The organism is Plantibacter cousiniae (nom. nud.) (assembly GCF_977070315.1).
The window spans coordinates 161,405-187,965 of record NZ_CDRVEU010000005.1; the positions used below are offsets into that span (position 1 = coordinate 161,405).

At 63.9% G+C, this 26,561-nt stretch carries 7 protein-coding genes; 5 read left to right on the forward strand and 2 right to left on the reverse strand.

Annotated elements, in window-relative coordinates:
- Nucleotides 1-198: 198 nt before the first annotated feature.
- A complete protein-coding gene (locus tag ACW55A_RS12365; RefSeq protein WP_004413987.1) occupies nt 199-1,194 on the reverse strand; it encodes an aldo/keto reductase in 996 nt (331 codons plus the stop codon).
- Between the two features lie 156 nt (nt 1,195-1,350).
- Here ACW55A_RS12365 and ACW55A_RS12370 point away from each other — a divergent pair, with 156 nt between their 5' ends.
- On the forward strand, nt 1,351-2,073 hold the full coding sequence (locus tag ACW55A_RS12370; protein ID WP_498810991.1) for a haloacid dehalogenase type II: 723 nt from the start codon (nt 1,351-1,353) through the stop codon (nt 2,071-2,073).
- Nucleotides 2,074-2,098: 25 nt separating this feature from the next.
- Here the strand turns inward: ACW55A_RS12370 and ACW55A_RS12375 are convergent, their stop codons facing one another.
- Nucleotides 2,099-2,617 carry a GNAT family N-acetyltransferase gene (locus ACW55A_RS12375; protein ID WP_129485048.1) on the reverse strand — a complete coding sequence of 173 codons (519 nt, stop codon included), beginning with the start codon at nt 2,615-2,617 and terminating at the stop codon, nt 2,099-2,101.
- A gap of 726 nt (nt 2,618-3,343) precedes the next feature.
- Here ACW55A_RS12375 and ACW55A_RS12380 point away from each other — a divergent pair.
- The 4 genes from ACW55A_RS12380 to ACW55A_RS12395 all read left to right on the forward strand — a co-directional run bounded on the left by ACW55A_RS12380 (nt 3,344) and on the right by ACW55A_RS12395 (nt 26,552).
- Nucleotides 3,344-12,307 carry a non-ribosomal peptide synthetase gene (locus ACW55A_RS12380; RefSeq protein WP_498810992.1) on the forward strand — a complete coding sequence of 2,988 codons (8,964 nt, stop codon included), beginning with the start codon at nt 3,344-3,346 and terminating at the stop codon, nt 12,305-12,307.
- Complete coding sequence (locus tag ACW55A_RS12385; RefSeq protein WP_455808054.1) at nt 12,304-16,416, forward strand: non-ribosomal peptide synthetase; 4,113 nt, start codon at nt 12,304-12,306, stop codon at nt 16,414-16,416. The genes ACW55A_RS12380 and ACW55A_RS12385 overlap by 4 nt, the downstream gene beginning before the upstream one ends.
- Nucleotides 16,413-25,586, forward strand: coding sequence for a hybrid non-ribosomal peptide synthetase/type I polyketide synthase (locus ACW55A_RS12390; RefSeq protein ID WP_498810993.1), 9,174 nt, complete (start codon nt 16,413-16,415; stop codon nt 25,584-25,586). Before ACW55A_RS12385 ends, ACW55A_RS12390 begins: the two co-directional genes overlap by 4 nt.
- Before the next feature lie 96 nt (nt 25,587-25,682).
- Nucleotides 25,683-26,552: a TauD/TfdA dioxygenase family protein gene (locus tag ACW55A_RS12395; RefSeq protein WP_003371417.1), complete on the forward strand. Its 870-nt coding sequence runs from the start codon at nt 25,683-25,685 to the stop codon at nt 26,550-26,552.
- The last annotated feature ends 9 nt before the right edge of the window (nt 26,553-26,561 follow it).

A 26,561-nucleotide genomic window follows, 5' to 3' on the forward strand; every position in this document is an offset into this window, starting at 1 on the left:
TGGCCTGACGATACCGCCCAGTCGACTGACTGACTAATAGATATTTGCGTACAGTGACATAGACAGGTGTTATTTCAGAACGGTGTGACAGTTACGAAAGCTGCGGTGCGTTCTTTACGGGTATTCGTGGTCGCAGTCTCCAACAGGTAACCGGCGAGGCTCACGCCATTCGCCGGTCCCGGGGTTCTGCAGCGCCGGTCAGACGAAACCGGTGACTGCATGGGGCACGTACGGTGCCTCGAGGCGTTTGATGTCCTCATCACTGAGCACCAGTTGCAGTGCTGCGATGGCATCGTCCAGCTGCGTCGCCTTGGAAGCACCGACGATGGGCGCTGATACACCGCGTTTGGCCAACACCCAAGCCAGTGCGATTTGCGCCATCGGTACCCCGCGCTCTGCGGCAAGCTGTTCCACGGCATCGATCACTCGACCGTCTTCCTTTTCCGTCGCCTCGTAAAACGACTGGCCGGAAACGTCGGTTCTGGTCCGCTCGGTCTGCTGACCATGGGGCCTGGTCAGCCTGCCGCGTGCCATCGGGCTCCACGGCATCAGGCCGACACCCTGATCGATACACAGCGGGATCATCTCGCGCTCTTCTTCGCGATACACTAGGTTCAGGTAGTTCTGCATCGAGACGAACCTGCTCCAGCCATGCGCGGTTGCGACCTGCTGGGCTTTGGCGAACTGCCATGCGTACATGGAGGACGCGCCGATGTACCTGGCCTTGCCGGCCTTGACCACATCGTGCAGGGCTTCCATGGTTTCTTCGATGGGCGTGTCATAGTCCCAGCGATGGATCTGGTACAGGTCAACGTAGTCAGTGCCGAGTCGCGTCAGGCTCGCGTCGATACTGGACATGATGGCCTTGCGCGAGAGGCCCTTTTCGTTAGGGCGGGTCGAGCCTTCCCACATGTTCGCCGGAAAGAACACCTTCGTTGCGATCACGGTCTCGTCGCGACGCGTGAACTCTTTGAGCAATTTACCAACGATGGTTTCCGAGGTGCCTGCCGAGTAGCTGTTGGCCGTGTCAAAAAAATTGATGCCTTGCTCGACGGCGTGTTTGATGATCGGCCTGCTTGCTTCTTCGCCCAGTGTCCAAGGGTGCGTTCCGGCATCGGGCTCGCCGAATGTCATGCATCCAAGGCACAGTCTGGAAATATCCAGTCCTGTGTTGCCAAGCTTTACGTAGTCCATGAATCCTCCATCTACCGTTGATTGATCAGTCGCCGAGCAGTTTTGCGTTTACAGATGGGGCAATGCCTGCCCGAAACAACTCTCTTTGGCGCGATTGGTTCTATAGTTCTAATTCTGTAGAACTATAAGCGACTGTGCACGATTCGGGAGAGCAATATGGCCAGGCTGGAACAGATAGGGTTTCTCGGTTTCGATGTATTCGGCACCGTTGTCGACTGGCGAAACGGCGTGGCGCGGGCCGCGGCGCCCTTTCTGCAGCGGCATGGCGTGGACATCGATCCCCTTGATTTTGCCGATCAGTGGCGGAGCCTGTATCAACCTTCCATGCAGCGCGTGCGTGCGGGTGAGCGCCCCTACGTGACACTCGATGTGCTCAACCGTGAGAGTCTCGAAACCGTGCTGGCGCGCCACGAGGTGGATTTCGGCAGCATCCCCGGGGCCGAGCTCGCCGAGCTGAACAAGGCCTGGGAGCGGCTCGATCCATGGCCTGACTCGGTCTCAGGCCTGACCCGATTAAAGCGTAGATTCTCGATCGGTACGCTATCGAACGGACACATCGCCGGAATGCTTAACCTGGCTCAATTCGGCGGACTGCCCTGGGACGTCATCGTCGGCGCGGAGATCGCCGGCACCTACAAACCGATGCCCCAGACCTACCTGAAGTCTGCAAAAGCAGTGGGCCTGGCGCCGCATTGCGTCGCCATGGTGGCTGCGCATAACGCCGACCTGACTGCCGCACGTGCGAATGGCTTCAAGACCGTTTTCGTCCGACGCCCCGCCGAGCACGGGCCAGGCCAGACATCTGACCTGACCGCCGAACAGGACTGGGACGTGATCGTCGATTCCCTGATCGAAGCGGCTGACGCGCTCGATTGCTGAAGCGCCTGTTACCTGGGTGGACCGGTTACCCGCGCAAGTCTTTCCACATATGCACCTTGGCGACGAATCCGGTTCCTACAGCGACTGCAAGGGGTTCGATGCCAAAGGTCACAAAGCCCATGCGCTCGTACAGCCCGACTGCTTCGGCGTTGCCCTGCGTGACAGTGAGCTGGACGACCAGAAGCTTGGGCCGGGTTCGGGCATGGTCGAGCACGCTGCGTACCAATCGAGAGCCGATGCCTCTGTTCCTGTGCGCCAGTGGCACATACATGCCGAACAGGGTCGATTTGTGTCGGGCCTTCTTTCGGGTTTCGACGCAAAGGCCGGCTACACCCAGCAAGAGACCGTCTTCAACGGCGGCAAACACTACTTCGGTTGCGTCAGCTCTGTCATCGAGCCTCTTCTCCCACCACTGGGCAGGCAGCACTTCGCGCTCCTTCACGTCAGAGGTAAAGGCGTCTGGATGACGTTCATAGGCCTCGAGCATCAAGGCGCGATAGGCAGGTGCATCGGCCGGAGTCAGTCTTCGGTAGGTGAGGGTCATGGAGGCCGGGCTCGTGTGAGTCAGTTTTCGAGTATTGCATTGCGCGCGGGGAAAAGTCGCCGCCGGACGCTGAAATTTCAAACCGCTCCCCCGCCTGGACAGCAGTGCCGTTTGACGGACACTTTCGCGGTTTGTAACTTTTTGTTTGCCTCATCGCCGAAAATCGTGGTTATTATCCCCGGCGCCCAGGGCCAAAAACCCAGCGCCAATGACTGTCACGGGTTCACAGACTCCGCAGTCACAGCCGATCGGGTCCACCCTGGCGCTGACACCCCGGCGCAGGCCGTTCCCCGTCGTTGACCCTCAAACGGAAGATGAGGTTTCAATTGGTCACGCGGTATGCAAACGTCAGTTCCAAGGGCAGAGCGATCAGTCTCGTCAACGAGCCAGCCACCCCCCTTTCTGTAGGCGAGTCGCGCCGTGCCGCGTTCGTCTGTCATCCCTCTGCGATCCCCCCGAGCGCTTGCATGTCAGGTCATGACATGAGCCCGAGAGCCCGCGCCGCACCTTCTCCCTGAGTCTCGATGTTCATCCGGCATTTCTCATGCCGTGCCTGACGGGCTTGCTGCTCTGCGCTCCCGTCTGCTCATAAAAAAATAATCTGCTCACGGACGGTGATTTCTGATGGTCGACCAATCTTCCTCGCGCGGGACGGGCTTCGCTCATCCTGATACAGAGCAACCATTTGACCAAAACCAGTGTGTGCACGGCCTTTTCGAGGCACAGGTGCAACGCAATCCTGACGCCATCGCGGCACGCTTCGAGCTGGACACGCTTGACTATGCGACGCTCAATACCCGTGCCAACCGTTTGGCCCACTACCTGCGCAGCCTCGGTGTCGGGCCGGATGTGCGTGTCGGGATTTGCCTGGAGCGCTCGCTGGACATGCTGGTCGGCGTGCTCGCGGTACTCAAGGCGGGCGGTGCCTACGTGCCGCTGGACCCCGCGTACCCGAAAGCCCGTCTGGCACACATGCTGGCAGACAGCGCGCCACGCGTACTGCTGAGCCATGCTCCGGCGCGCGCGGCGTTGTTGGCGGCGCTGGAGAAGGTTGGAGTCGCAACGCAGGTGCTCGATCTGGCCGATAGCCGGCTGTGGGCAGCGCAGCCGACGCACAACCCTGACCCACACGCGGTTGGTCTGACGTCCCGCCATCTGGCGTACGTGATCTACACCTCGGGCTCCACCGGGACGCCCAAGGGGGTCATGGTCGAGCACCGTGGGCTGATCGCGGTCAGCGCCGCCTGGGAGCCGTTGTACGCGCTGCACAAGCCCCTCAATCACCTGCAAATGGCCGGGTTTTCCTTCGATGTGTTCAGCGCCGACCTGATCCGCGCACTGGGTTTTGGCGGCACGCTCGTGCTCTGTCCGCGAGACACGTTGATGGACCCACCTGCGCTGTATCGCCTGTTGAGCGAGGCGCGCATCGATTTCGCGGACTTCGTGCCTGCGGTGCTCAACCCGTTGCTGACCTGGACGCAGGAGGCAGGGCGCGACCTGTCGTTCATGAACACGGTGGTTTGCGGCTCGGACATCTGGACAGCGCACAGCGCGCGCCAACTGCGTGGGTTGTGTGGCGAGCAGGTGCAGATCGTCCAGGCCTACGGTGTTACCGAAGCGAGCATCGACAGCACCTGTTTCGAGTTCGAGCCCGACAGCCACGTCGATGCGGTGCTGCCCATCGGACGGGCGTTGGCCAACACGCGGATTTACCTGCTCGATACCGCTGGCGAGCGTGTTCCCCAAGGCGTGACCGGCGAACTGTACATCGGCGGCGCGGGGGTAGCGCGCGGCTACCTGAATTTGCCGGAACTGACCCGCGAGCGCTTCATCGACAGCCCGTTCGTGGCCGGTGAGCGGTTGTACCGTACTGGCGACCTGGCCCGCTATCGGGCTGACGGCCATCTGGAGTTTCTCGGGCGCAACGACTCGCAGGCCAAGCTGCGCGGCCTGCGCCTGGAACTGGGTGAAATCGAGGCGCGTCTGGCCGAGGTTGCCGGTGTGCGTGACAACGTGGTTGTGCTGCGCGAGGACAACGCGGGCGTGCCCAGGCTGATTGCCTACTTTCGCGAACAGAACGGCGCAGCGCTGACGCCCAAAAGCCTCCGCCAGCATCTGCAGCTCAGCCTGCCGGACTACATGATTCCTGCCGCGTTCGTGCGTATGGACGCGCTGCCGCTGACCGCCAATGGCAAGCTGGACCGCATCGCACTGCCCGAGCCGGGGGATAACGCGTTCGATCGGCATGTTTTCGAAGCCGCGCAAGGCGCGCTGGAAATGGATATTGCGGCCATCTGGGCCGAGGTGCTGGGCGTCGAGCGAGTCGGTCGCCAGGATCACTTTTTTGCACTCGGCGGCCACTCGCTGCTGGTGATGCGCGTATTGGCCAAGGTTCGGCAGACGCTGCATCTTGAGGTGTCACCCTCAGCCCTGTTTACCGCCCCCGTGCTGCAGCAGTTCGCCGAACGACTGAGCACCGCTCAGCAGGGCGACGCTCGTCCACCGATCATGGCTGTAGAACGTAGCGGGGCACACATGTTGTCGTCTGCTCAGCAGCGTCTGTGGTTTCTGGCGCAGATGGAAGGCGGCAACGCGGCCTACCACATGCCCTTGAACCTGCGCCTGCGCGGGCCGTTGCAAGTGGCCGCGCTGGAGCGCAGTTTCAATCAACTGGTGGCCCGCCACGAGGCGTTACGCACCACGTTTTTCGCGGTCGAGGGCGAGGGGCGGCAGCGCGTTGCGGCGGCGGGAGCGATCATTCCGTTGCCAGTCATCGATCTGCGCGGCGAGCACGATGCCCAGGCGCGTCTGCTGGCGTTGATCGACGCAGAGGGCAGCAAGCCGTTCGACCTGGCGGTGGGGCCGTTGATGCGCGTCAGCCTGGTCAAACTGGCCGATGATGATCACGTGTTGTTACTGACCCAGCACCACATTGTTTCGGATGGCTGGTCGATGGGCGTGCTGACCCGCGAGTTGGGGCTGCTCTACGCAGCGGCTATTCAGCAACCGGCCGCGCTCGGGCAGTCCCTGGCACTGCCGCCGTTGCCTGTCCAGTATGTGGATTACGCGGCCTGGCAACGCCAGTGGCTGTCCGGTGAGGTGCTGGACGCGCAGCGGTGCTACTGGCGTGAAACCCTGAGCGGTGCTCCGCTATTGCTGGAGTTGCCCACCGATCATAAACGTCCGGCGGCCCAGGATTACCGCGGCGGCTTCGTGCCGCTGGTCTTTGACCGCGCGCTGACAGCACGGCTCCGAGTGTTGGCTACGCAGCAGGGCACCACGTTGTTCATGAACCTGCTGGCGGCCTGGTCGCTGCTGCTGATGCGCCTGTCGGGTCAGGATGACGTGGTCATCGGTGTGCCCTCGGCGAACCGCAGCCAGCAGGAGCTGGAAGGGTTGATCGGGTTCTTCGTCAATACCCTGGCCCTGCGCATGACCCGCTCCGGCAGCCCGACGGTGGCCAACTGGCTGCAACAGGCGTGCAACGTAGCGCTTGCCGCTCAGGAACATCAGGACTTGCCGTTCGATCAAGTGGTGGAGTTGCTCAACCCGCCGCGCAGTCTGGCTTACAGCCCGGTGTTTCAGGTGCTGTTCGCCTGGGAGCAGCATCAGGATTCGGATCTGGAGTTGTCCGGGCTCGACGTCAGCGTGCTGCATAGCGTCCAGCCAGTGGCCAAATTCGACCTGCAACTGGCACTCAGCGAACGTGACGGGCAAATCGTCGGCGGCCTGGAATACGCGTCGGGGCTGTTCGAGCCGGAGACCGTGGTGCAGATGGGCGACTACCTGCGCCGCCTCCTCATGCAGATGGTCGAGGACAGCGAACAGCCGCTGGCGACGCTCGACCTGCTCAACGCCGAGCAGCACCGACGGATCGTCCACGACTGGAACCGCACCGAGCGCGATACCTCGGCACAGCCCGATTGCGTCAAGCGCTTCGAAGCCGTTGCGCAGCACACACCCGACGCCGTGGCGTTGCTGGCCGATGAGCGAGCGCTGACTTACGCTGCGCTCAATCTGTCTGCCAACCGCCTGGCGAATTACCTGATCGAGCAGGGCGTGGGTCCCGAGCAGCGCGTGGGGCTGTGTCTGGAGCGCTCGCCGCAGATGATCATCGGCCTGCTGGCCATTCTCAAGACCGGCGCCGCTTACGTGCCGTTCGATCCGGCATATCCGGCCGAGCGGCTGACGTTCATGTTCGCGGATGCCGCACCAAGCCTGCTGCTGACCCAGACTGCACTGCGTGCCGGTCTGCCGCCATTGCCCGACACGCTGCCGATCTGCTGCCTCGACGTGGAGGCGCAGCGCTGGTCTGGGTATTCCGAGGCCAACCCGCAAGTCCCCGTCAGCTCCGGCAACCTGGCTTACGTGCTCTACACCTCCGGCTCGACCGGGCGGCCCAAGGGCGTGGCGCACAGTCGTATGGCGCTGGATAACCTGATCGCCTGGCAACTGGAGCAAACGCCTGCGCCACAACGCGTGCTGCAATTCGCATCGTTGAATTTCGACGTGTCGTTTCAGGAAATCTGCAGCACGTTGTGCCAGGGTGGCAGCCTGGTGCTGATGAGCGAAGCCGGCCGCAAGGACCTCGCTGCGCTGCGTCCGACGCTGATGGCCGAGGGCGTACAACGGGCGTTTCTGCCGTTCGCCGTGCTTCAGCAACTGGCCAGTTTCACTGAAACCGGCGCGTCGGTGCCGATGCCCTTGCCAAAGGGCGGCTGCGAAATCATCACCGCTGGCGAGGCGTTGCTCGTCAACGACGAACTGCGTGCCTTTGTCTGCGGCCTTGGCGGTGCACAACTGCACAACCAGTACGGCCCGACCGAAACCCACGTGGTCAGCCAGTTCAGCCTGAACTGTGACGACGCCACGCAGTGGCCGGACGCACCGCCGATTGGCCGGCCCATCGCCAATGCGCGTTTGTATGTGCTGGACGGCGACCTGAACCCGGTACCGGTCGGCGTGGCAGGCGAGCTGTATATCGCCGGTGCGTGCCTGGCCCGGGGTTATCTGAATCGTCCGGACCTGAGCGCTGAACGCTTCCTGCCTGACCCGTTCAACCCACTGCCTGGTGCGCGCATGTACCGAAGCGGGGATCTGGCTCGGTTCCAGGCCGACGGCAATGTGCAGTACCTGAGGCGCATCGACCAGCAGGTCAAGTTGCGCGGTTTTCGCGTCGAGCTGGGCGAGATCGACAGCCTTCTGCACCAGCAACCCGGTGTGCAGGAAGCGGTGGTGCTGCTGCGCGAAGACGTGCCGGGCGACAAGCGTCTGGTGGCCTACGTGGTGGGGCCTGCAACCGCCGAAACGTTGCGTGCCGAGCTGCACCGCCACCTGCCGGAACACATGGTGCCGACGGCCTGGGTGGCGCTGGCGCAATTGCCGCTGACCCGCAACGGCAAGCTCGACCGTCAGGCGCTGCCGGCGCCAGAGCGGCAGGCCGCCAGTGCCTATGTGGCACCGCGCGACGAGACCGAGCGGCAGATGGTGTGCATCTGGGCCGAGGTGCTCAAGTGCCAGCAGGTTGGTATTCACGACAACTTTTTCGAGCTGGGCGGGCATTCGCTGCTGGCCACACGGATGATCTACATGATCAACCAGCGCATGGGCGCGCAACTGTCCCTGAGCAGCCTGTTCAAGACGCCGGTGCTGATGGACCTGGCCGAGCAGGTGCGGCTCGGGCGGGGTGACGGGCCTTCGCTCGACACACCCTTTGCCCCGATTGAAGCTGATCGCAGCGCACGTTTCGCGCCGTTTCCGTTGACCGACATCCAGCAGGCGTACTGGTTTGGCCGCGAAGCGTCGGTCAGCCTCGGCGGGGTCAGTGCCCACGGTTATGAAGAGCTGCGCATCCCCGGCCTTGATGTGCCATGTTTCGAGCAGGCGCTGAACCGCATGATCCAGCGGCATGACATGCTGCGCGTGGTGTTCCTCGGCGACGGCACGCAGCAGGTTCTCGACAGCGTGCCGACCTACCACATGCCACGCAACGATCTGCGCGGCCTGTCCGCCGACGCCGCGCAGCAGGCCCTGCAAGACACCCGCGAACGTCAGTCCCATCAGGTCCTGGACGCCGGTCGCTGGCCGTTGTTCGAGTTCAGTCTGTCGTTGCTCGATGAGGGCATCAGCCATCTGCACATCAGCCTTGATGCCCTGATCGTCGACGCCGCGAGTACGCAGATTCTGGCGCGCGAACTGATGGCATTTTATGCCGACCCGCAGTTGCAGTTGCCCGAACCGGGTCTGACCTTTCGCGATTACGTGCTGGCCGAGCAGCGCTTGCGCAATGACAGCCGCTACGCACAGGCGCTGGACTACTGGCGCGAGAAGGTTGCCACGCTGGCACCTGCGCCGGACCTGCCGCTGGTGTGCCAGCCGGAAAGTATCAGCCAGCCGCACTTTACCCGCCGCGACCGCGAGCTTTCAGCGCTGCAGTGGTCACGGCTCAAGGAACTCGCCAGGCAATTTGCCGTGACGCCGTCGGTGATGCTGCTGACCGCGTTCAGCGAAGTGCTGGCGCTGTGGAGTCGGCAGCCGCGCTTCACGTTGAGCCTGCCGCTGTTCAACCGTATGCCGCTGCACCCGGATGTTGATGAAATCATCGGTGACTTCACCTCGCTGGTCTTGCTTGAGGTCAATCTCGACGGGGCCGCGAGCTTCATCGACAAGGCGCGTGCCGTGCAGGCACGGCTGTGGCAAGACATCGACCATTCGGTGGTCAGCGGGGTGCGCGTGCTGCGTGAATTGTCCCAGGCCCGTGGCGTGCAGCAGACCGCCATGCCGATCGTGTTCAACAGCACCCTGTCGGAAGCCGCGCCGGAGCTGGCCGAATTCAATCTTGCCGACGCCCTGAATGCCGAGCACATACACAGCATCACCCAGACCCCGCAGGTCTGGCTTGACCACACGTTGCTGGAGCTGGAAGGGCGCCTGCTGTTCAACTGGGACAGCATCGACGAGTTGTTTCCGCAGGGCCTGATCGAACAGATGTTTGTCGCCTACAACGCGCTGCTGGATCGCCTGCTGCAGGGCGATGCCTGGAGCGCCGGCACGGTGGACCTGATACCGCTGGCACGCTTGCCGGTGCCCGAGGCCGGGCCCGTTGACTCGGCGCTGATACACGAACTGTTCGATCGCCAGGCACTCGCTGCGCCGGATGCGCTGGCGGTCATCGGCACCCAGCGGCAGTTGAGTTATCGCCAGCTGCGAGCCGAAGCACGGCAACTGGCGGCGCTGCTTCAGCGTCGCGGCGTGGTGCCCAATCAACTGGTCGCGGTGGTCATGGAACGTGGCTGGGAACAGGTCGTCGCGACGCTGGCGATCCAGTACGCTGGCGGGGCCTACCTGCCGCTCGACCCGGCACTGCCGACCGAGCGTCTGGAGCACATCCTGCAACGCGCCGAAGCCAGCCTGGCGCTGACTCAGCCGGCACTGCTGCAACGTGTCGAGTGGCCGGCGCAGGTCCAGGTGATCAGCGTGAGCGACCCGATCATTGCCGACGCTGGCCTTTGCGATCAGTCCGAATTACACGCCGTGCATCTCACGCCGGACGATCTGGCCTATGTGATTTACACCTCGGGTTCGACCGGCCTGCCCAAGGGCGTGGTCATCGATCATCGCGGTGCGGTGAATACGCTGCTCGACATCAACCGGCGCTTTGCCGTCGGTGCTGCGGACCGGGTGCTGGCGGTTTCGTCGCTGAGTTTCGACCTGTCGGTCTATGACTTCTTCGGCACGCTGGCCGCTGGCGCGGCGGTGGTGCTGCTCGAACCGCAGCAGGCCCTCGACCCGGCGCACTGGCTGAAGCTGATCGAGCGGCATCAGGTCAGCCTGTGGAATTCGGTGCCAGCCTTGTTCGGCATGTTGCTGGAGTATGTGCAAGGCGAGCGCAGCGCGTTGCCGTCGTGCCTGCGCGTGGCGATGCTGTCAGGCGACTGGATTCCCCTGACGCTGCCCGAGCGTGCCTGGGCGCTGCAGCCGGCGTTGCAACTGATCAGCCTTGGCGGCGCGACCGAAGCGTCCATCTGGTCGATCCAGTATCCGCTGCAGCAGGTCGACCCCGCGTGGCGCAGTATTCCCTATGGCAAGGCGCTGGATCACCAGCGCTTCTATGTGCTGGATGACGCCTTGCAGGTTCGCCCGACCTGGGTGGCGGGTCAGTTGTATATCGGCGGTATTGGTCTGGCCAAGGGCTATTGGCGTGATGAAGCCCTGAGCGCCGGCAGTTTCTTCGCCCACCCGCTGACCGGCGAACGTCTGTATCGGACCGGCGATCTGGGGCGCTGGCTGCCCGACGGCAATATCGAGTTTCTCGGGCGGGAAGACACCCAGGTCAAGGTCCAGGGGCACCGCATCGAGCTGGGCGAGATCGAAGCGGCGCTCAATCGCCATCCCGCCGTGCAGAGCGCCGTGGTGCGGGTGCTCGGCGAAGCGCTGGGCGAGAAGCGGCTTGCGGGTTATGTCCTCAAGGCCGATCCCTCGTTGCAGGCCCGTGATTTTGCCCAGTACCTGGCAGACAAACTGCCGGCCTACATGGTGCCGACTTCGTTTACCTTCGTGCAGGAGTGGCCGCTGTCGGCCAATGGCAAGGTCGACAAGAAGCGCCTGCCGCAGCCAGCGCAGATTCAGGATGCCGGCCCCGCGCTGGAAGTGGAGGGGCCACAGGAACAACAACTGGTGATGATCGTGCAGGGCGTGCTCAAGCGTGCTTCGATCGCTGCCGACGCCAATTTGCTCAACCTGGGCGCCACCTCGATCGACATTGTCAGGATCAGCAATGCGCTGTCCGGCGAACTGCAGTTCCGTCCCAACGTTGCGCAATTGCTGGCGCAGCCGACCTTGCTCAACCTGCTCGGCATGTACCGCCGGAATCTGGCCAACGGCAGTGTGGTCGACAGCGTTCGGCAGCGCGCGGGTTCGTCCGAGCAGGTGATCGAGGATCCGCAGCAGCGGGCGCGCTTCAAGGCTGACCAGCGCGGTCGGCGGACGTTCACCCCAGAGGTTGCGGCGCTGAATCTTGCGCGTCCGGATGATCCGGCGTTCGCGCGGCGCTTCAGCGATTACCGCTCGGTACGCCAATTCGCTGACCGACCCATTCCGACCGAGGCGTTTGCCGGGTTACTGGCCAGCCTGGCGCAGGGGCAATTGCACGGCGAGGTCAAATACCAGTTCCCGTCCGCAGGCGGCCTGTACCCGATCCAGTGCTACCTGTACGTCAAACCGCAGCGGGTAAACGGCGTCGCTGCCGGCGCCTATTACTACGACCCGGTTCAACACCGCCTGCTGATGCTCGACAGCGAGCCGCTCGACCCTGACACCTACGATTATTTCGTCAACCGCCCGGTGTATGAAAACGCCGCGTTCTCGCTGTTCTTCATCGCCGACATGGCCGCGATCCGGCCGCTGTATGGCGAGCGCAGTCGCGACTTCTGTCATATCGAAGCCGGGGGCATGGCGCAATTGTTGACCATGATGGCGGTGGAGCAGGGCCTTGGCCTGTGTGGCATGGGCTCGCTCGAAGAGCAGCAATTGTCGGCCCTGTTCGACCTGGGACCGAATCATCAGTTGATCTACTCGATGGTGGGCGGCCTGCGCACGGCCGACGAACAACGCCGCGCGCAGGTCGAGGCGTTCGCCTCTTCCGCGGATCAAACGGACGACGCCAGCGACATGGAGGAGATAGAGATATGAATGCCTATCAATTGCTGGAGTTGTTCGGTCGCCACGCCGTGGTGCTTGAAGTGGACGGCGAGAAACTGCGTTGCAAGGCGCCGCGCGGCTTTCTGAATGACGAGATGTTGCAGGCGCTCAAGCAGCACAAGGCAGAGCTGATTGCCTTGCTGAGCGGCACCGACCCGGCCGCGATTCCTCGGCGTGCCGCCGGGCAAACGGCTGTTCCGCTGTCTTTTTCACAACGCCAGCTGTGGTTTCTCGATCAGATGGAACCGGGCAATGCGTTCTATAACGTGCCCACTGCGGTGCGGCTGAAAGGCGTGCTGGATGTATCGGCGCTGGAGCGGGCGCTGAACGAATTGATCACGCGCCATGAAATATTGCGCACCACGTTTGCCAGCGTGGACGGCGAGCCACGGCAGATCGTGCACCCGGCGATGCCGCTGGTGATGCCACGTGTCGATCTGCGTAACCTGTCGCCGACGGCGCGCCAAGCGCACGTCAGCATGGCGGTGGAGCAGGAGGCCAAAGCGCCGTTTGACCTGGCCAGCGGCCCGTTGCTGCGGGCCTCGCTGCTGCGCCTGGCCGATGAGGAATACCTCTGGCTGTACAGCGTGCACCACATCATCGCCGATGGCTGGTCGATGGGCGTGATCCTTCAGGAAGTGACTACCGTGTATGGCGATTTTCTGCGCGGTCAGGCGTCCAGTCTGGCGCCGCTGGCGGTGCAGTACGCCGATTACGCCTGCTGGCAGCAACAGCGGCTGAGCGACGAGGCGCTGGCCGGGCAACTGGAGTTTTGGCAGCGCACGCTGGCCGATGCGCCGCCGCTGCTCGACATGCCTGCCGACCGGCCGCGTCCGACCGTGCAGCGCTACGTTGGGGCGACCTTCAGCTCGACGGTCGACGGCACCACCTTGCGTGCGCTCAATGCGCTGGCCAGACAGACCCAAGGCACGCTGTTCAACGTGCTGATCGGCGCGCTGTCGGTCCTGCTCTGGCGCCACAGCGGTCAGCGGGACCTGTGCATCGGTACGCCATTCGCCAACCGCAGCCGTCCCGAAATCGAGCCGCTGATCGGCCATTTCGTCAACACTCAAGTGATTCGCCAGCGTCTCGATCCGCAGCAGACCTTTGCCGAGCTGTTGCGCGAAGTACGCGCCACGCTGCTGGATATCCATGCGCATCAGGATGTGCCTTTCGACCGCGTGGTGGAAGCCGTCAACCCGCAACGCGATACCGCGTATTCGCCTCTGTTTCAGGTCATGATGGTGTTGCAGAACACCCCGGGCAACGCCGCACAGATGCCGGGCCTGAGCATGACGCCATACGGCACCGGGAGCGCCACGGCCAAGTTCGACCTGGCGTTCGAATGGGTCGAGCGCGACGGTGTGCTGAGCCTGCTGGTGGAATACAACACCGACCTGTTCGACCAGATCAGCATCGAGCGCCTGAGCGGGCATTATCGTCAGCTGCTGGAACAGGTGGCGCTGAACCCCAAGCAGTCTGTGGGTGCTCTGGCGCTGGTCAGCGATGCCGAACGCGAACAGATACTGCATGCGTGGAACAGCCCGGCACCGCTGGCTCAGCCCGCCGATTGCGTGCATCGTCTGATCGAAGCTCAGGTCACGCGTCGGCAGGCCGAGTGCGCGGTCATCTTCGAAGGTCATTCGTTGAGCTACAGCCAGCTCAACAGTCAGGCCAACCGCCTGGCGCATCACTTGCTCACCCTCGGCGTCGGCCCGGACGTGCGCGTGGCGGTGTGTATCGAACGCTCGCTGGAACTGCCGGTGGCGTTGCTGGCGGTGCTCAAGGCCGGGGGCGCCTATGTGCCGCTGGACCCGGATTATCCGTCAGGGCGCCTGCGGCATATTCTCGATGACACGTCCCCGGTAGTACTGCTTGCCCAAGGGCCGACGCGCAAGATCCTGCGCGAGGCCCTGCAAGGTGCGGATTTCGAGGTGCCGATCCTCGACGTGCAGGCCGATGCCGTGCTCTGGGCCGAGTGCCCGTCGGACAATCCGCAGCCGCAGCGTGTTGCGGTGAGCGCCGACCATCTGGCGTATGTGCTGTACACCTCCGGCACCACGGGGCTGCCCAAGGGGGCGATGGTCACGCATCGCGGGCTGAGCAACCTGCTGCTCTGGTGTCAGCAGTTCTGCGGCGAACGCGGGAGCATGCTGCACAAGATTCCATTCGGTTTCGACGCTTCGGCCTGGGAGATCTTCTGGCCGTTGCTCACCGGGGGCAGGCTGGTCATCGCCCGTCCCGGCGGGCATTTCGAGCCCGGTTACCTGGCGCAGGTGGTACGCGAACAAAGCGTCACCGCAATGGTGTTCGTGCCGGCCATGTTGCAACTGTTTCTGGAGGTCGAAGAGGTCAGCGCCTGTCACACCCTGAAGGATGTGTTCAGTGGCGGCGGGGAGCTGTCGCCCGCAGTGGCCAGGCTGTTTCAGGCGCGTCTGCCACATGCCCGCCTGCATAACGTCTATGGTCCGACCGAAACCACAGTGATCAGCAGTGTCTGGACGCTGGAGCCCGGTGCCGACGTTCCGCCGCGCCAATTGCCCATTGGCCGGCCCATCGCAAACACCCGTTTTTACGTACTCGACGAGCGTGATGCGCCGGTGCCTGCCGGGGTCACCGGTCAGTTGCACATTGGTGGTGTCGGCGTTGCACGGGGTTATCTGGGGCTGGACGAGCTCACTGCCGAACGGTTTATCGATAACCCGTTCGTTGCCGGTGACCGGTTGTACCGCAGCGGCGATCTGGCGCGTTATCGTCCGGACGGTCAGTTGGAGTTTATCGGTCGCAACGACTTTCAGGTCAAGTTGCGCGGCATTCGCCTGGAACTGAGTGAAATCGAAGCGCGGCTCGACCTGTTCCCCGGTATTCGCACCAGTGTGGCGTTGATCGTCGGTGACAGCGCGCAGAACCAGCGCCTGGTGGCGTGCTGCGTCACCGACAGCGCAGTGGACGAATCCGCACTGCGTGCGCACCTGGCAACGACCCTGTCCAGCGCCGTCATGCCCAGCGCTTATCTGTGGCTGGACGCCTTGCCGCTGACGGTCAACGGCAAGATCGACCGTGCCGCCCTGGCGGCACTGGCCGATCAGGATCTGGCCGACCGGCAGGTCAACCTCGGCAGCCCCAGAGACCATATCGAGCTGACCCTGTATCAGATCTGGAAAGACCTGCTGCTGGTGCCGCAGATCGGCATTCGCGACAACTTCTTCAACGTCGGCGGGACATCGATTGCGGCGATCAAGATGGCCTACGAAATTGGCCGGGCGTTCAGCGTCGAGGTGCCTGTGCGTGTGATCCTCGGCCACCCGACCATCGAGGCGCTGGGCGGCTGGCTGCGTACCGGCGCCAGCCTGGCCGCGGCGCAGGACAACCTGATCGAATTCCGGCGCGGTGCCGGGCAACGCAACGTGGTGTGCATTCACCCGGCGGGCGGCACGGCGTTCTGCTACCTGTCGCTGGCCAAGGAGCTGCCGGAAAGCATCGGTGTATACGGTGTGCAATCGCCGGGGTTGAACCCTGGAGAAAGCACCGAGCCGAGCGTTGAAGCAATGGCCGACGCCTATCTGCGGCGGATCGCAGCGTTGACCTCACAACCGCTGGTGCTCACCGGGCTGTCGTTCGGTGGTCTGGTGGCGTACGAAATGGCCCGGCGTCTGACGGCTGCCGGCCATCGTCAGGTGACGGTGGTGCTGCTTGATACCCAGGGCTCGGATGACCCGGGGTTCCGGCAACAGATCGGGACGGTGGACATGGCTGAGTTCCGCGACAAGCTGGTGCGCTTCAACGGCATGTACCCCGGCATCGAAGACGCGCAGGTCGAGCGGTATTTCCATCTTTACAACCACAACCGTCTGGCTATGGCCGCTTACGAGTGTGCGCCACACGCCGGACGCATTGTGTTGATTCAGGCCCGTGAAGGCTTCAGCCGCACCCAGTTGCATGAGCTGCGCAGCTTCTGGCGTCGCCGCGCGGGCAACGGTTACAGAGCCCGGCTGGTGCACGGCGGGCACTGGGACATGCTGGAAAGTGCCGAGGTGCATCGGGTCTCGCAGACGCTCAGGCAAGAGCTGCAACGTTTCGACACGCAGGAGGCGCAATGATGAGTCGGTACGAGGAGAATATCGCCCGCAACTCCATGACCCTGCTGTCGCGTTTTGCCGAGCAGGTACGCCGTAATCCTCAGGGGCTCGCCGTGATCGACCGGCAGGTACGGCTGACCTACGTGCAACTGGCCAGCGCCAGCGAACGCATCGCCAAAGGGCTGCTGGCACAAGGCGCAGGCCCTGCGAAGCCGATTGCCCTGTGCATGCCGCGCGGCTGGCAATGGGTCGCCACGATAATCGCCGTGCTGAAAGTAGGGGCTGTGGTGGTGCCGCTGGATCGGGCCAGCCCGGCCCGGCGTCGACAGCTGATGCTCGACGACGGGGGTTGCGTCGGGCTGGTGACCCTCGGCGAAGACGCGGACACCCTGGCAGCGCCACAACGTGGCTGGTACGTCAGCGTCGAAACCCTGCTGGAATTCCCCGATCAACCGGCACTGCCGCTGCCCGAGGATTTCGCTGCGTCGAGTTTCCTGTTCTACACCTCAGGCACCACCGGCACCCCGAAGGCTGTGGAGGTGGGCGAGCGCGGCCTGTTGCGTCTGGCCCGGACCGACGGCTGCCTCGACATTCGCGCAGGCGAGCGCGTGGCCTGCCTGTCCAACCCGGCGTTCGATGCCTGTAATTTCGAACTGTGGGCACCGCTGCTCAACGGCGGTTGCTGCGTCATCATTGCCGACGCAGGCCTGCAGGACGCGCAACAGCTGGCCAGCGTGCTGGAAACGCAGCAGGTCGACAGCCTGTTCATGACCGTTTCGCTGTTCAACACCTTGAGCGCAGATAACCCCACCTGTTTCGCCAGCCTGCGCCAGGTGCTGATCGGCGGTGAGCAGGTCAGCGCCGCGGCGGTGCGTGCCTGGTATCAGGCCAATCCCGACAGCCGCTGCCGGATTTTCAACGCCTACGGACCCACTGAATGCACCACCTTCGCCGTGTGCTATCCGATCCCCCGCGACTTTTCCGGTGATGCGGTGCCGATCGGTCGGCCATTGCCCGACACCAGCGTGCAAGTGCTCGACCCGCAACAGCGCCCGGTTGCTCAAGGCGAGGCGGGTGAGCTTTACCTGAGCGGCAGCGGGGTCGCACGCGGTTATCGCAACCGTCCCGCAGAGACCGCGCAGCATTTCCTGCGCCTGCCGACAATCGAGGCCGGTGACGTGCTGCATTACCGAACCGGCGATCAGGTGCGGGTCAATGCCGACGGGCTGATCGAGTACCTGGGGCGGATTGACCGTCAGGTGAAGGTCCGCGGTTTTCGCATCGAGCCGGGCGAGGTCGAGCAGCGTATTCTGGAGCACCCGAAGGTGGCGCAGGTGCATGTCTGTACGCGCAGGCAGGCAGCTGAAGACCACCAGTTGCTGGCCTTCATCGTGCCGCGCGAAGCGCTGGACTATCGCGATTTCGATCAGCACCTGCGCGAAAACCTGGCGGTATGGATGCGCCCGCATCAACTGTTTGTGCTGCAGCGCCTGCCGTTGACCAGCAATGGCAAGATCGATCAGCGTGCGCTGCTGGAGCAGCCCTTGAAGCCGTGGCGACCACAGGCCGGTTCACGTCCTGACGAGCAACACTCGCCCACGCTGGACTGGCTGCTGACCCAGGCCCGCAGGTTGCTGGCGCAACCTGAGCTGAACGGCGAGGATGACTGGCTGGGCAGCGGCGGCGACTCGCTCAAGGCCATGCGTTTGCGCTCTGCAATCCGCACACACTGGCGCCGGGAAATCACCCTGGGTGCGCTGCTGAGCGAATCGTTTTCGGCACTGGCCGAGCGCCTTGGCGATGATCAGGGTGCGGAATCTGCCTATCCGCCCGCGCCGCCCGTCAACCGTTCAGGGCGTGCGCCGGCCACTGCCGAGCAAAGTCGCCTGTGGTTGATGCAGCAGCGCGCGCCGCAGGCGACGGCCTACAACGTGCCAATCATCCTGCACCTGGCGGCAGGCGTGGAGCTGAACGCATTGGCCGACGCCGTGCAGCGCCTGCTGACTCGGCACAGCGGGCTGCGCACGGCGTTCGTGTCCGCTGCTGAAGGGCTGCATCAGCAGGTTCACCAACGGGACGCGGTGTGCCAGACCTTTGCCACAGGAGCGTTCAGTGAACAGACCTGGCGCAGCTTTGCAGCCCTGGTCTTCGACACACCGTTCGATCTGGCAACATCGGCGCTGTGTAAGGCCTGGCTGCTGCCGTTTGCCGATGGCAGCTGTCGCTTGCTGCTGAACCTGCACCACGTGGCCATCGACGGCTGGTCGATGAACCTGTTGTTCGATGATCTGGTGCAACTGTACGACGATGCGCTGCAGGGGCGGCCGAGTGCCGAAACCTCGCCCGGTCTGGGCACGCTGGAGTTCGCACTCTGGCAACGGCAATGGCGTGTCGACCCGCGTTACCGCGATCAGCGCCGCGCCCTGGCCGGGTTGCACCGTCAGCACCCGGCGCCTTCGCCCGCGCTGCTACCGGTTCGTGAGCCAGACCCGCAGGCACGGCTCTATCGTCAGCCGCTGGGAGCCACGCGCAGTGCTGCACTGGATCGGTTTTGCAGCCGCCAGCGTGTCACTCGTTATGAGGTGCTGTTCAGCGTCTATGCCTGGAGCGTGTACGCCCTGACCGGCCTCGAGCGGCCACGCATCGCCAGCCCGGTATCCAACCGTCCGCTGAGCGAATTCGAAGACGCAATCGGGATGTTCGCCAACACCGTGCTGATCCCCACGGCGTTCGACGGCGACAAGCCGCTTGACCAGCAGATGCATCAGCAAACCGCCACGGTGCGTGAGGTGCTGGCCTTGCAGGACGTCGCTCTGGCTGACCTGGTGGAAGACCTGCGGCTGTCGTCGAGCAGTGCGCTGTTCGATTTCATGTTCGTGCTGGAAAACACCGACTATGCCAGGCTGGCCCATACCGGCCTGCGGGCCACGCTGGAATTCAACGAGACGGTGCAGGCCAAGTGCCCGCTGACCTTGCTGGTGGTCGATGCCGGGTCCCAACTGGAATGCTGGTGGGAGTACCAGTGCAGTTATTTCGATGCGGCACAAATGATCGCCGTCAATCGGCTGTTGCAACAGGGGCTTGATCTGCTGCTGGAGAAGCCGTCGGCCACCCTTGATGCGCTGCTCACGCCTTACCGCTTCAGCCTGCCGCCCGCCAGTGAGGGCGACAGCGCTGAGCCGCCGTTCAACACCGTGGCCGACTGGTTCGCCTATCAGGTGAGTTGCACGCCGGATGCTCCGGCGCTGGTCGCCGATCAGCAGTGCATCAGCTACGCCGAACTGGATGCACTGGCCGACACGCTGGCGGCCACCCTGATCGAGCAGTGTCCGCTGCCGGAGGAAAATGGTGCGCCGCTGCAAGTGGTCCTGTACCTCGAGGCGTCGGTCGAGCACATCGTGGCCTTGCTGGCGCTGGCCAGGCTCAACCTGACGGCTGTGCCCCTCGATCCTGGCTATCCGCTGGCGGTGCAGCGTCAGGTCATGCAGCAGGCACAACCCGGCTGTGTGCTGTACAGCGCGGCCACCGAGGCGGCACTGGAGCAATTGAACGCAGACCGGCAGATCTGTCATCGGGTCGACCTGAGCGCTGCGGCACGACCGTTCGAGCGTCGCCGTCACGCGGGGCAACGACCGTTGTACACGCTGTTCACGTCCGGTTCGACGGGGACCCCGAAAGGGGTTCAGGTGCCGGACCGGACCCTTTGCAATCTGTTGCACTGGCAGCGCAATGAGGGGCAGTTGCCAGCGAAGTCAGTGACCCTGCAATTCTCCATGCTGTCGTTCGATGTGTCGTTTCAGGAGATTTTCAGCACCCTCTGCGGCGGAGGCTGTTATCACCTGATCAACCCGCGCTGGCGGCAGGATGCCCAGGCATTGCTGAGCTATCTGGTGCAGACGCGCATCGAGCGGTTGTTCCTGCCATGCGTGGCCTTGCAGCATCTGGCGCAGACCGCTGTCAGCCAGGGCGTGTATCCGCAGGCGTTGCGCGAAGTGATCACGGCGGGCGAGCAACTGCTGTGCACCGAGGCATTGCGCAACTGGTTCGGCGGCATACCCCAGGCACGGCTGTTCAATCATTACGGCCCGACCGAAACCCACGTGGTCAGCGCCTGGCGCTTGCCTGCGGCGGTTCAGGACTGGCCGCTGCGCGCGCCGATCGGGCGTGCAGTGAGCAATGCACGTCTGCTGCTGGTGGATGAACACGACCGGCCGGTGCCGCGTGGCAGTCAGGGCTATCTGCTGGTGGCAGGGCCGATGATTTCGCGCTGCTACCTCGCTGACCCGGTGCTGAATGCCGCGCGCTTTGTCGAGTTGCTGCAGCCTGAGGGCATGACCCTGTTCTATCGCACCGGCGACCTTGCGCGGGCTGATGAAAACGCCTGCCTGCACTACCAGGGCCGGGACGATCAGCAGATCAAGATCAGTGGCCAGCGTCTTGAACTGGGGCAGATCGAGGCCGCGCTGATGCAGGTCGCTCAGGTGAGCAACGCAGTGGTGGCCAGGCAGGGTGAGCCGCCCCGGCTGGTGGCCTGGTTGCACAGCGAGGGTACGCTGCCCGATGCACAGCAGTTTGACCGACAGATCAGCCTGCAGCTGCCGGCGCATGTGCGTATCGACGAGTACCGGCGGGTTGTCACCTGGCCGCGCACGCCGAGCGGCAAGATTGATCGCAGGGCGCTGGGAGATCTGGGCGAGGTGTTGCAACGGCAGCGCACCGGGCTGCCTGCGGCGCCGTTGAGCGCACTTGAACAGCAACTGAGCGAGTTGTTCGTGGCGGTCATCGGTCGCCACATCGAGCCTGATCAGACCTTCTTCGAAGCCGGCGCCACCAGCCTTGGCCTGATGCGCCTGCACGCCCGTTACAACGAAGCACTGCCGCAGCCGGTGGCAATGGCAGCGTTGTTCGAGCATGTCAGTGTGCGTCGCCTGGCGCAGCATTTGTCCTTACCAGCAGGGCAAATGCCCGCGGCTGCTGAGGGCAATGAGCGAGGTGCCAAGGCTGGCGAACAACCCATGGCGATCATCGGCATGTCGGTGAATGTGGCCGGGGCGAGCAACCTCGCCGAGTTCTGGGCGATGGTCCAAGGAAACCGGTTGGGCATCGAGCAGTTCGACGCTGCCGAAGGGCTGGTCGGAGCGCGCAGTCAACTGACCGGCCTGCTGGATTTCGATCCCGAGTATTTCGGCATCAGCCTGCAGGAAGCACGGTTGATGGACCCGCAACAGCGGCACCTGCTGATGGGCTGTGTGCAGGCGCTGCAACATGCCGGGCTCACGCCCAAAGCCGACGGTCCACGCATCGGCCTGATCGCCAGTTGCGGCGAAACCACGTATTTCCAGCAAATGCTGCGCGAAACTGCTGAGGGTGATCTGCCGGACGGCTTTCAGATGGCGCTGCACCACGACAAGGACTTTCTCGCCACCAAGACGGCTTACCACCTCGACCTCGGCGGCCCGGCACTCAGCGTCCAGGCGGCATGCGGCAGCTCACTGATTGCCGTGCACCTGGCGGCGGCGATGCTGCGTCAGGGCGACAGCGACGTGATGCTGGCCGCCGGGGTGTTGATCGACCCGACTCTGACCGATGGCTACCGCTATCGTCCACAGCACATTTTTTCCCGCGACGGGCTGTGTCGCCCGTTCAGTGACGACGCCAGCGGCACCATCGGTGCCAGCGGTTATGGTGTGGTAGTACTCAAACCGCTGGACCGTGCCCAGGCCGACGGCGACCGGATCTACGCACTGGTCGAAGCCTCTGCGCTGAACAACGATGGCCGCGCCAAGATGAGTTACACCGCGCCGTCGGTGGCGGGGCAGAGTGCTGTGATCAGCGAGGCGTTGCGCAAGGCCGGGGTCAGTGGCGCCGACATGGGCTACATCGAGGCCCACGGTACCGGCACACTGTTGGGCGACCCGATTGAAGTGGCTGCCTTGACCAAGGCGTTCGGCGCGGCGCCGGCCGCCAGTTGCGCACTGGCTTCAGTGAAAAGCCAGGTGGGTCATCTGGGCGCGGCTGCCGGCGTGGTCGGGTTGATTCGCGCGACGCTTGCCGTGTTCCACGGAGTGATCCCGCCCAACCTCGGCTTTGCCCGAATCAATCCGCAAATCGATCTGCAGCGCTCGCCGTTCTACATACCCAGCACCTCACGGCCCTGGCCCGAGGGGCGTCGGCGTCTGGCCGGGGTCAGCAGTTTCGGCATCGGCGGCACCAACGCGCATGTGATTGTCGGCGCCGCGCCGCAGCAGACAGACCGCGTCGAGGATTGCCCGGCGTGCCTGCTGCTGTCAGCGCACAGCCGTACTGCTCTGGAGCGGGACATGCTTGCGATTGAAGCCTGGCTCAACGCCTTTCCCGAGCAGCAGGCCGCGTTGCTGCGTTACCTGCAAAACGGTCGACGCGCGTTGCCTTGGCGCTTCGCGATGATCTGCCCGCCCGGGCAGACGCCGCGCCTGCAAGCCTCGTCGATCCAGGAGGTGAAGCTTTCTGACGTGCGAGTAAACGCCAGCGAGCATTCGCCGCAGGCCCTGCTGGACGCCTGGTATGCGGGGGCCAGTATCGTAGGGTCGACCGGTTCGGCGCCGCCACCCTGGGACTTGCCACCGTCGGCATTCGATCTGCAGACCTTTCGCTTCAAAGCGGCCGCTCGCACCGAACTGCAGAAATCGTCAGTCGTCGAGCGCCAGCCGCTGGCGGACTGGTTTTATCAGCGTCAGTGGCAGCGGGTAAACCGTCTGCGTATAAACCCGACTGGCGAGGGTCGTGAAGTGCTGGTGGTGTGCAGCCATGAGCGTCTGGATGCCACCACGCTTGGCAGCCTGGAGAGCGTCTATCGGCACGTCATTGAGGTGCAGGCCGGCAATGGCTACCAGCAGCTTGGCCCGAATCGTTATGAGCTCGACCCGCTGGACCCTGTGGCGTTGGGTCGATTGATCACTGCGCTCGATCAGAGTGGGCAGACGGCGACCGAACTGGACTGGCTGCATGCCTTGCCGCTGTCGGTGGGCGGGGCGGTTGACGAGCAAAGCCTGGCGGCCGCGCAATGGGCCTGTCTGGATACGCTCAGCGCGTTGTTGCAGGCGTGGGGGCAGAACGCACAGAAGACCGCCCTGCGGCTCTGGCTGCTGTCCTGGCGAGCGTGCCCGGTGAACGGCCAGGTCATGCGTCCGGAACTGGCGGCGCTGGCCGGTATCACCGAAGTGGCGCCGCAGGAGTACCCAATACGCTGTCACTGGCTGGACCTGCCCACGGCGCAGTTGAGCACCCAGGCTCCGCACCTCGCGGCGCTGCTTGCCGAACCGGCGTCGCTGCCGCGACGCATGGCCATTCGTGATGGTTATCTGTGGCAGCCACAGCTGCTGGCCAGTCCGCTGGCGGCTCCGACGGCGGCTTCGAATCTGCTGCCGGCGAACGGCACGTTCCTGGTGCTGGGCGGCACAGGCGGCATCGGTCGTACCTTGTGTGAACACCTGCTGCGATCCAGCCAGCGCCGGGTAGTGCTGCTGTCGCGAGGTGGCGGGTGCCCGAAAGAACTGGACGCCTATGCTTCGCGCATCGACAGCATCGCTGCGGATATTGCCGACCTGGCGCGCTGGCCCACGGTGCTGGAACACTTGCGTGAGCGTTATGGGCACTTTGACGGCGTGATTCACGCGGCTGGCACCGGAGCGGGCAGCCTGATCCGTCAGCGCGATGCTCAGGTGCTGTCTGAGGCGATGGCCAGCAAAACCCGCGGCATGCTGGCGGTTGAAGCGTTGATCGAGCAGATGACGCCGGGGTTCGTGCTGTACAGCTCTTCGATGTCGGCACTGTTCGGCGGCACCGGGCACCTGGACTATGCCGCCGCGAGTGCCGTGCTTGACGGTTTCACCCACTACCGTGCACACGCCGAAAATGGTTGTGTGCGTCTGGGCATCAACTGGGACATCTGGAGTGAAACCGGTATGGCCGCTGCCAGCGGCGTCGGCGATGAAGCGCATCAGCGGCACCTGGCGGTCGGCATGTCGGCGCAAGAGGGCTGCCGGGTATTCGACGCCGCCATGACTGCACAACTGCCGCAATTGTTGATTTCGACGACCGATCTGAACACCGCACGCCAGTTTTACCCGGCTCGTCATAGCGGTACTGGCTTGACGCTGATCGACGCTACGCCAGCCGTTGCGGCAGAAACCGGTCTGCCAGAGCGCCTGCATGGCTGTCTGTGCAAATGGCTTGGCGTGAGCGCTCTGGATCCGGATGACTCGCTGTACGAGCTGGGTGCTGATTCCCTGACCTTGCTGGACCTGATCGACGAACTGCAGGCCGCGACTGGCGTGGTCTTCCAGTTGTCGCAGTTCAGCCACAAGGTCAGCCTGGCCGAGGTGCTGGCGCTGGTGCGGGCGTCAGTGCCCGAACCGGCTGCGGACGAAAACCAGTGGGCTGATGCAGTGAGGATCGATCAGTGGCATGCGGGCGCGGGCCGCGAGCGCCTGTATCTGATTCACCCGGTGGGTGGCGACGTGCAAGCGTATCGCGAGCTGGCCTCGGCGCTGCACCCTGATCTGGGCGTGTGGGTGATCGCCGATCCGGCCTTGCGCCTGCCCGAACTGCCGAACATCAGCGTGGATGAGCGCGCGCAGCTGTATCTCAAGGCGTTGCAGGCCCATCACCCCGACGGCACGGCATGGCGTCTGGCTGGCTGGTCGTTCGGCGCATGGGTGACGCAGGCGATGTGCAGCCTGCTGACGGAGGATTGCGAGCAGCCATTGTTGTACCTGATCGATCCCCCCGCGCCGGATGCGGGTCACGAGCTGGCGCAGATCGGTGAAGCGCAGATTCAGCAGGTCTTCCAGCGCGAGTTTTCTGCACGGCGCGGCCTCAACACAGCCACCGGCGCGGCCAGTGAAGACACATCGCGTTACCTGCAAAGCCTGATTGTCTGCTGCCAGAACAACATGGCGAGCATGGCGGGCCACCGGCCCGTGGCGTTGTCGCGCACCCCCGTGCGGCTATTCATTGCCACGCAGCCCAATCCTTACGGCATGGGCAGCGCCTGGCGGATGGCCGATCTGCAGCGGGCCTGGCAAGGGCTGTTGCCGCACCTGCTGAGCTGGCAAGCACTGGACACCGATCACTACGGCATTGTCGCAGCGCCCTGGGCGCAGGTGATGGCCGAGATGATCAATGCCGATCTGTCGGCGGAGCAGGGCTGAACGTCAGCGGCAGGCTTTTCAGGCGGGGCTTATGTCCCCGCAAACGAACCACGGGCATGGTGATCGGCCATGCCAACAACCTGAAGGTGAGGGATCATGGATCAAATGGCACTCAAGGCCATAGAAGGCATCGCAGGCGCCGTGCGTGCGCCGTATCAGAGCATCACGGTCGACCGCCTGACACCGATCATCGGTGCCGAGGTCAGCGGTGTCGATCTGTCGCAGCCACCCAGTGCGGAGCAGTTGACGGAAATCCGCCGGGCCTTTCTGGAAAATCATGTGCTGGTGTTTCGCGATCAGCACCTGACGGTCGAACAGCACAAGGCGTTCGGCCGACTGTTTGGTCCGTTGCGCGCCTTGCCGGTGGACAGCATCGATGGCGATGACCCGGAACTGGTCGTGGTGCGCGCCAATGCGCAATCGCGTTTCGCTGCGGGCGAGCTATGGCACACCGACGGCACCGCTGATCTGGAGCCGTCAATGGGCTCGATGCTGTACGTCAAGGAAACCCCCGCCATCGGCACCGGCGGCGACACACTGTTTGCCAACATGCACCTGGCCATTGAAATGCTCTCGCCGGCGATGCAGCAGTTTCTCGGCGGGCTGACAGCCATTCACGATGGCGAGATTCCGTGGAAAGGCTATCAGCCGCCCGCCAACCTTCCGAAAAGCGAACACCCGGTGGTGGTTCGCCACCCTGAAACCGGGCGCCGCAGCCTATTCGTGAATTCCGGGTTCACCTCGCATATCGTGCAACTCTCGCCCGGCGAGAGCCGCACCGTACTGAATATGCTGTTCGATCTGATCGCCCGCGAACCCTGCCTCAGTTGCCGCGTGCGCTGGGAACCGAACACGCTGGTGTTCTGGGATAACCGCTGCACCCAGCATCACGCGGTGTGGGATTACTTCCCGCACTCGCGCTATGGCGAGCGAGTGACGATTCTCGGAGGGCGGCCCCAGGCCTGAAGGTGTTTG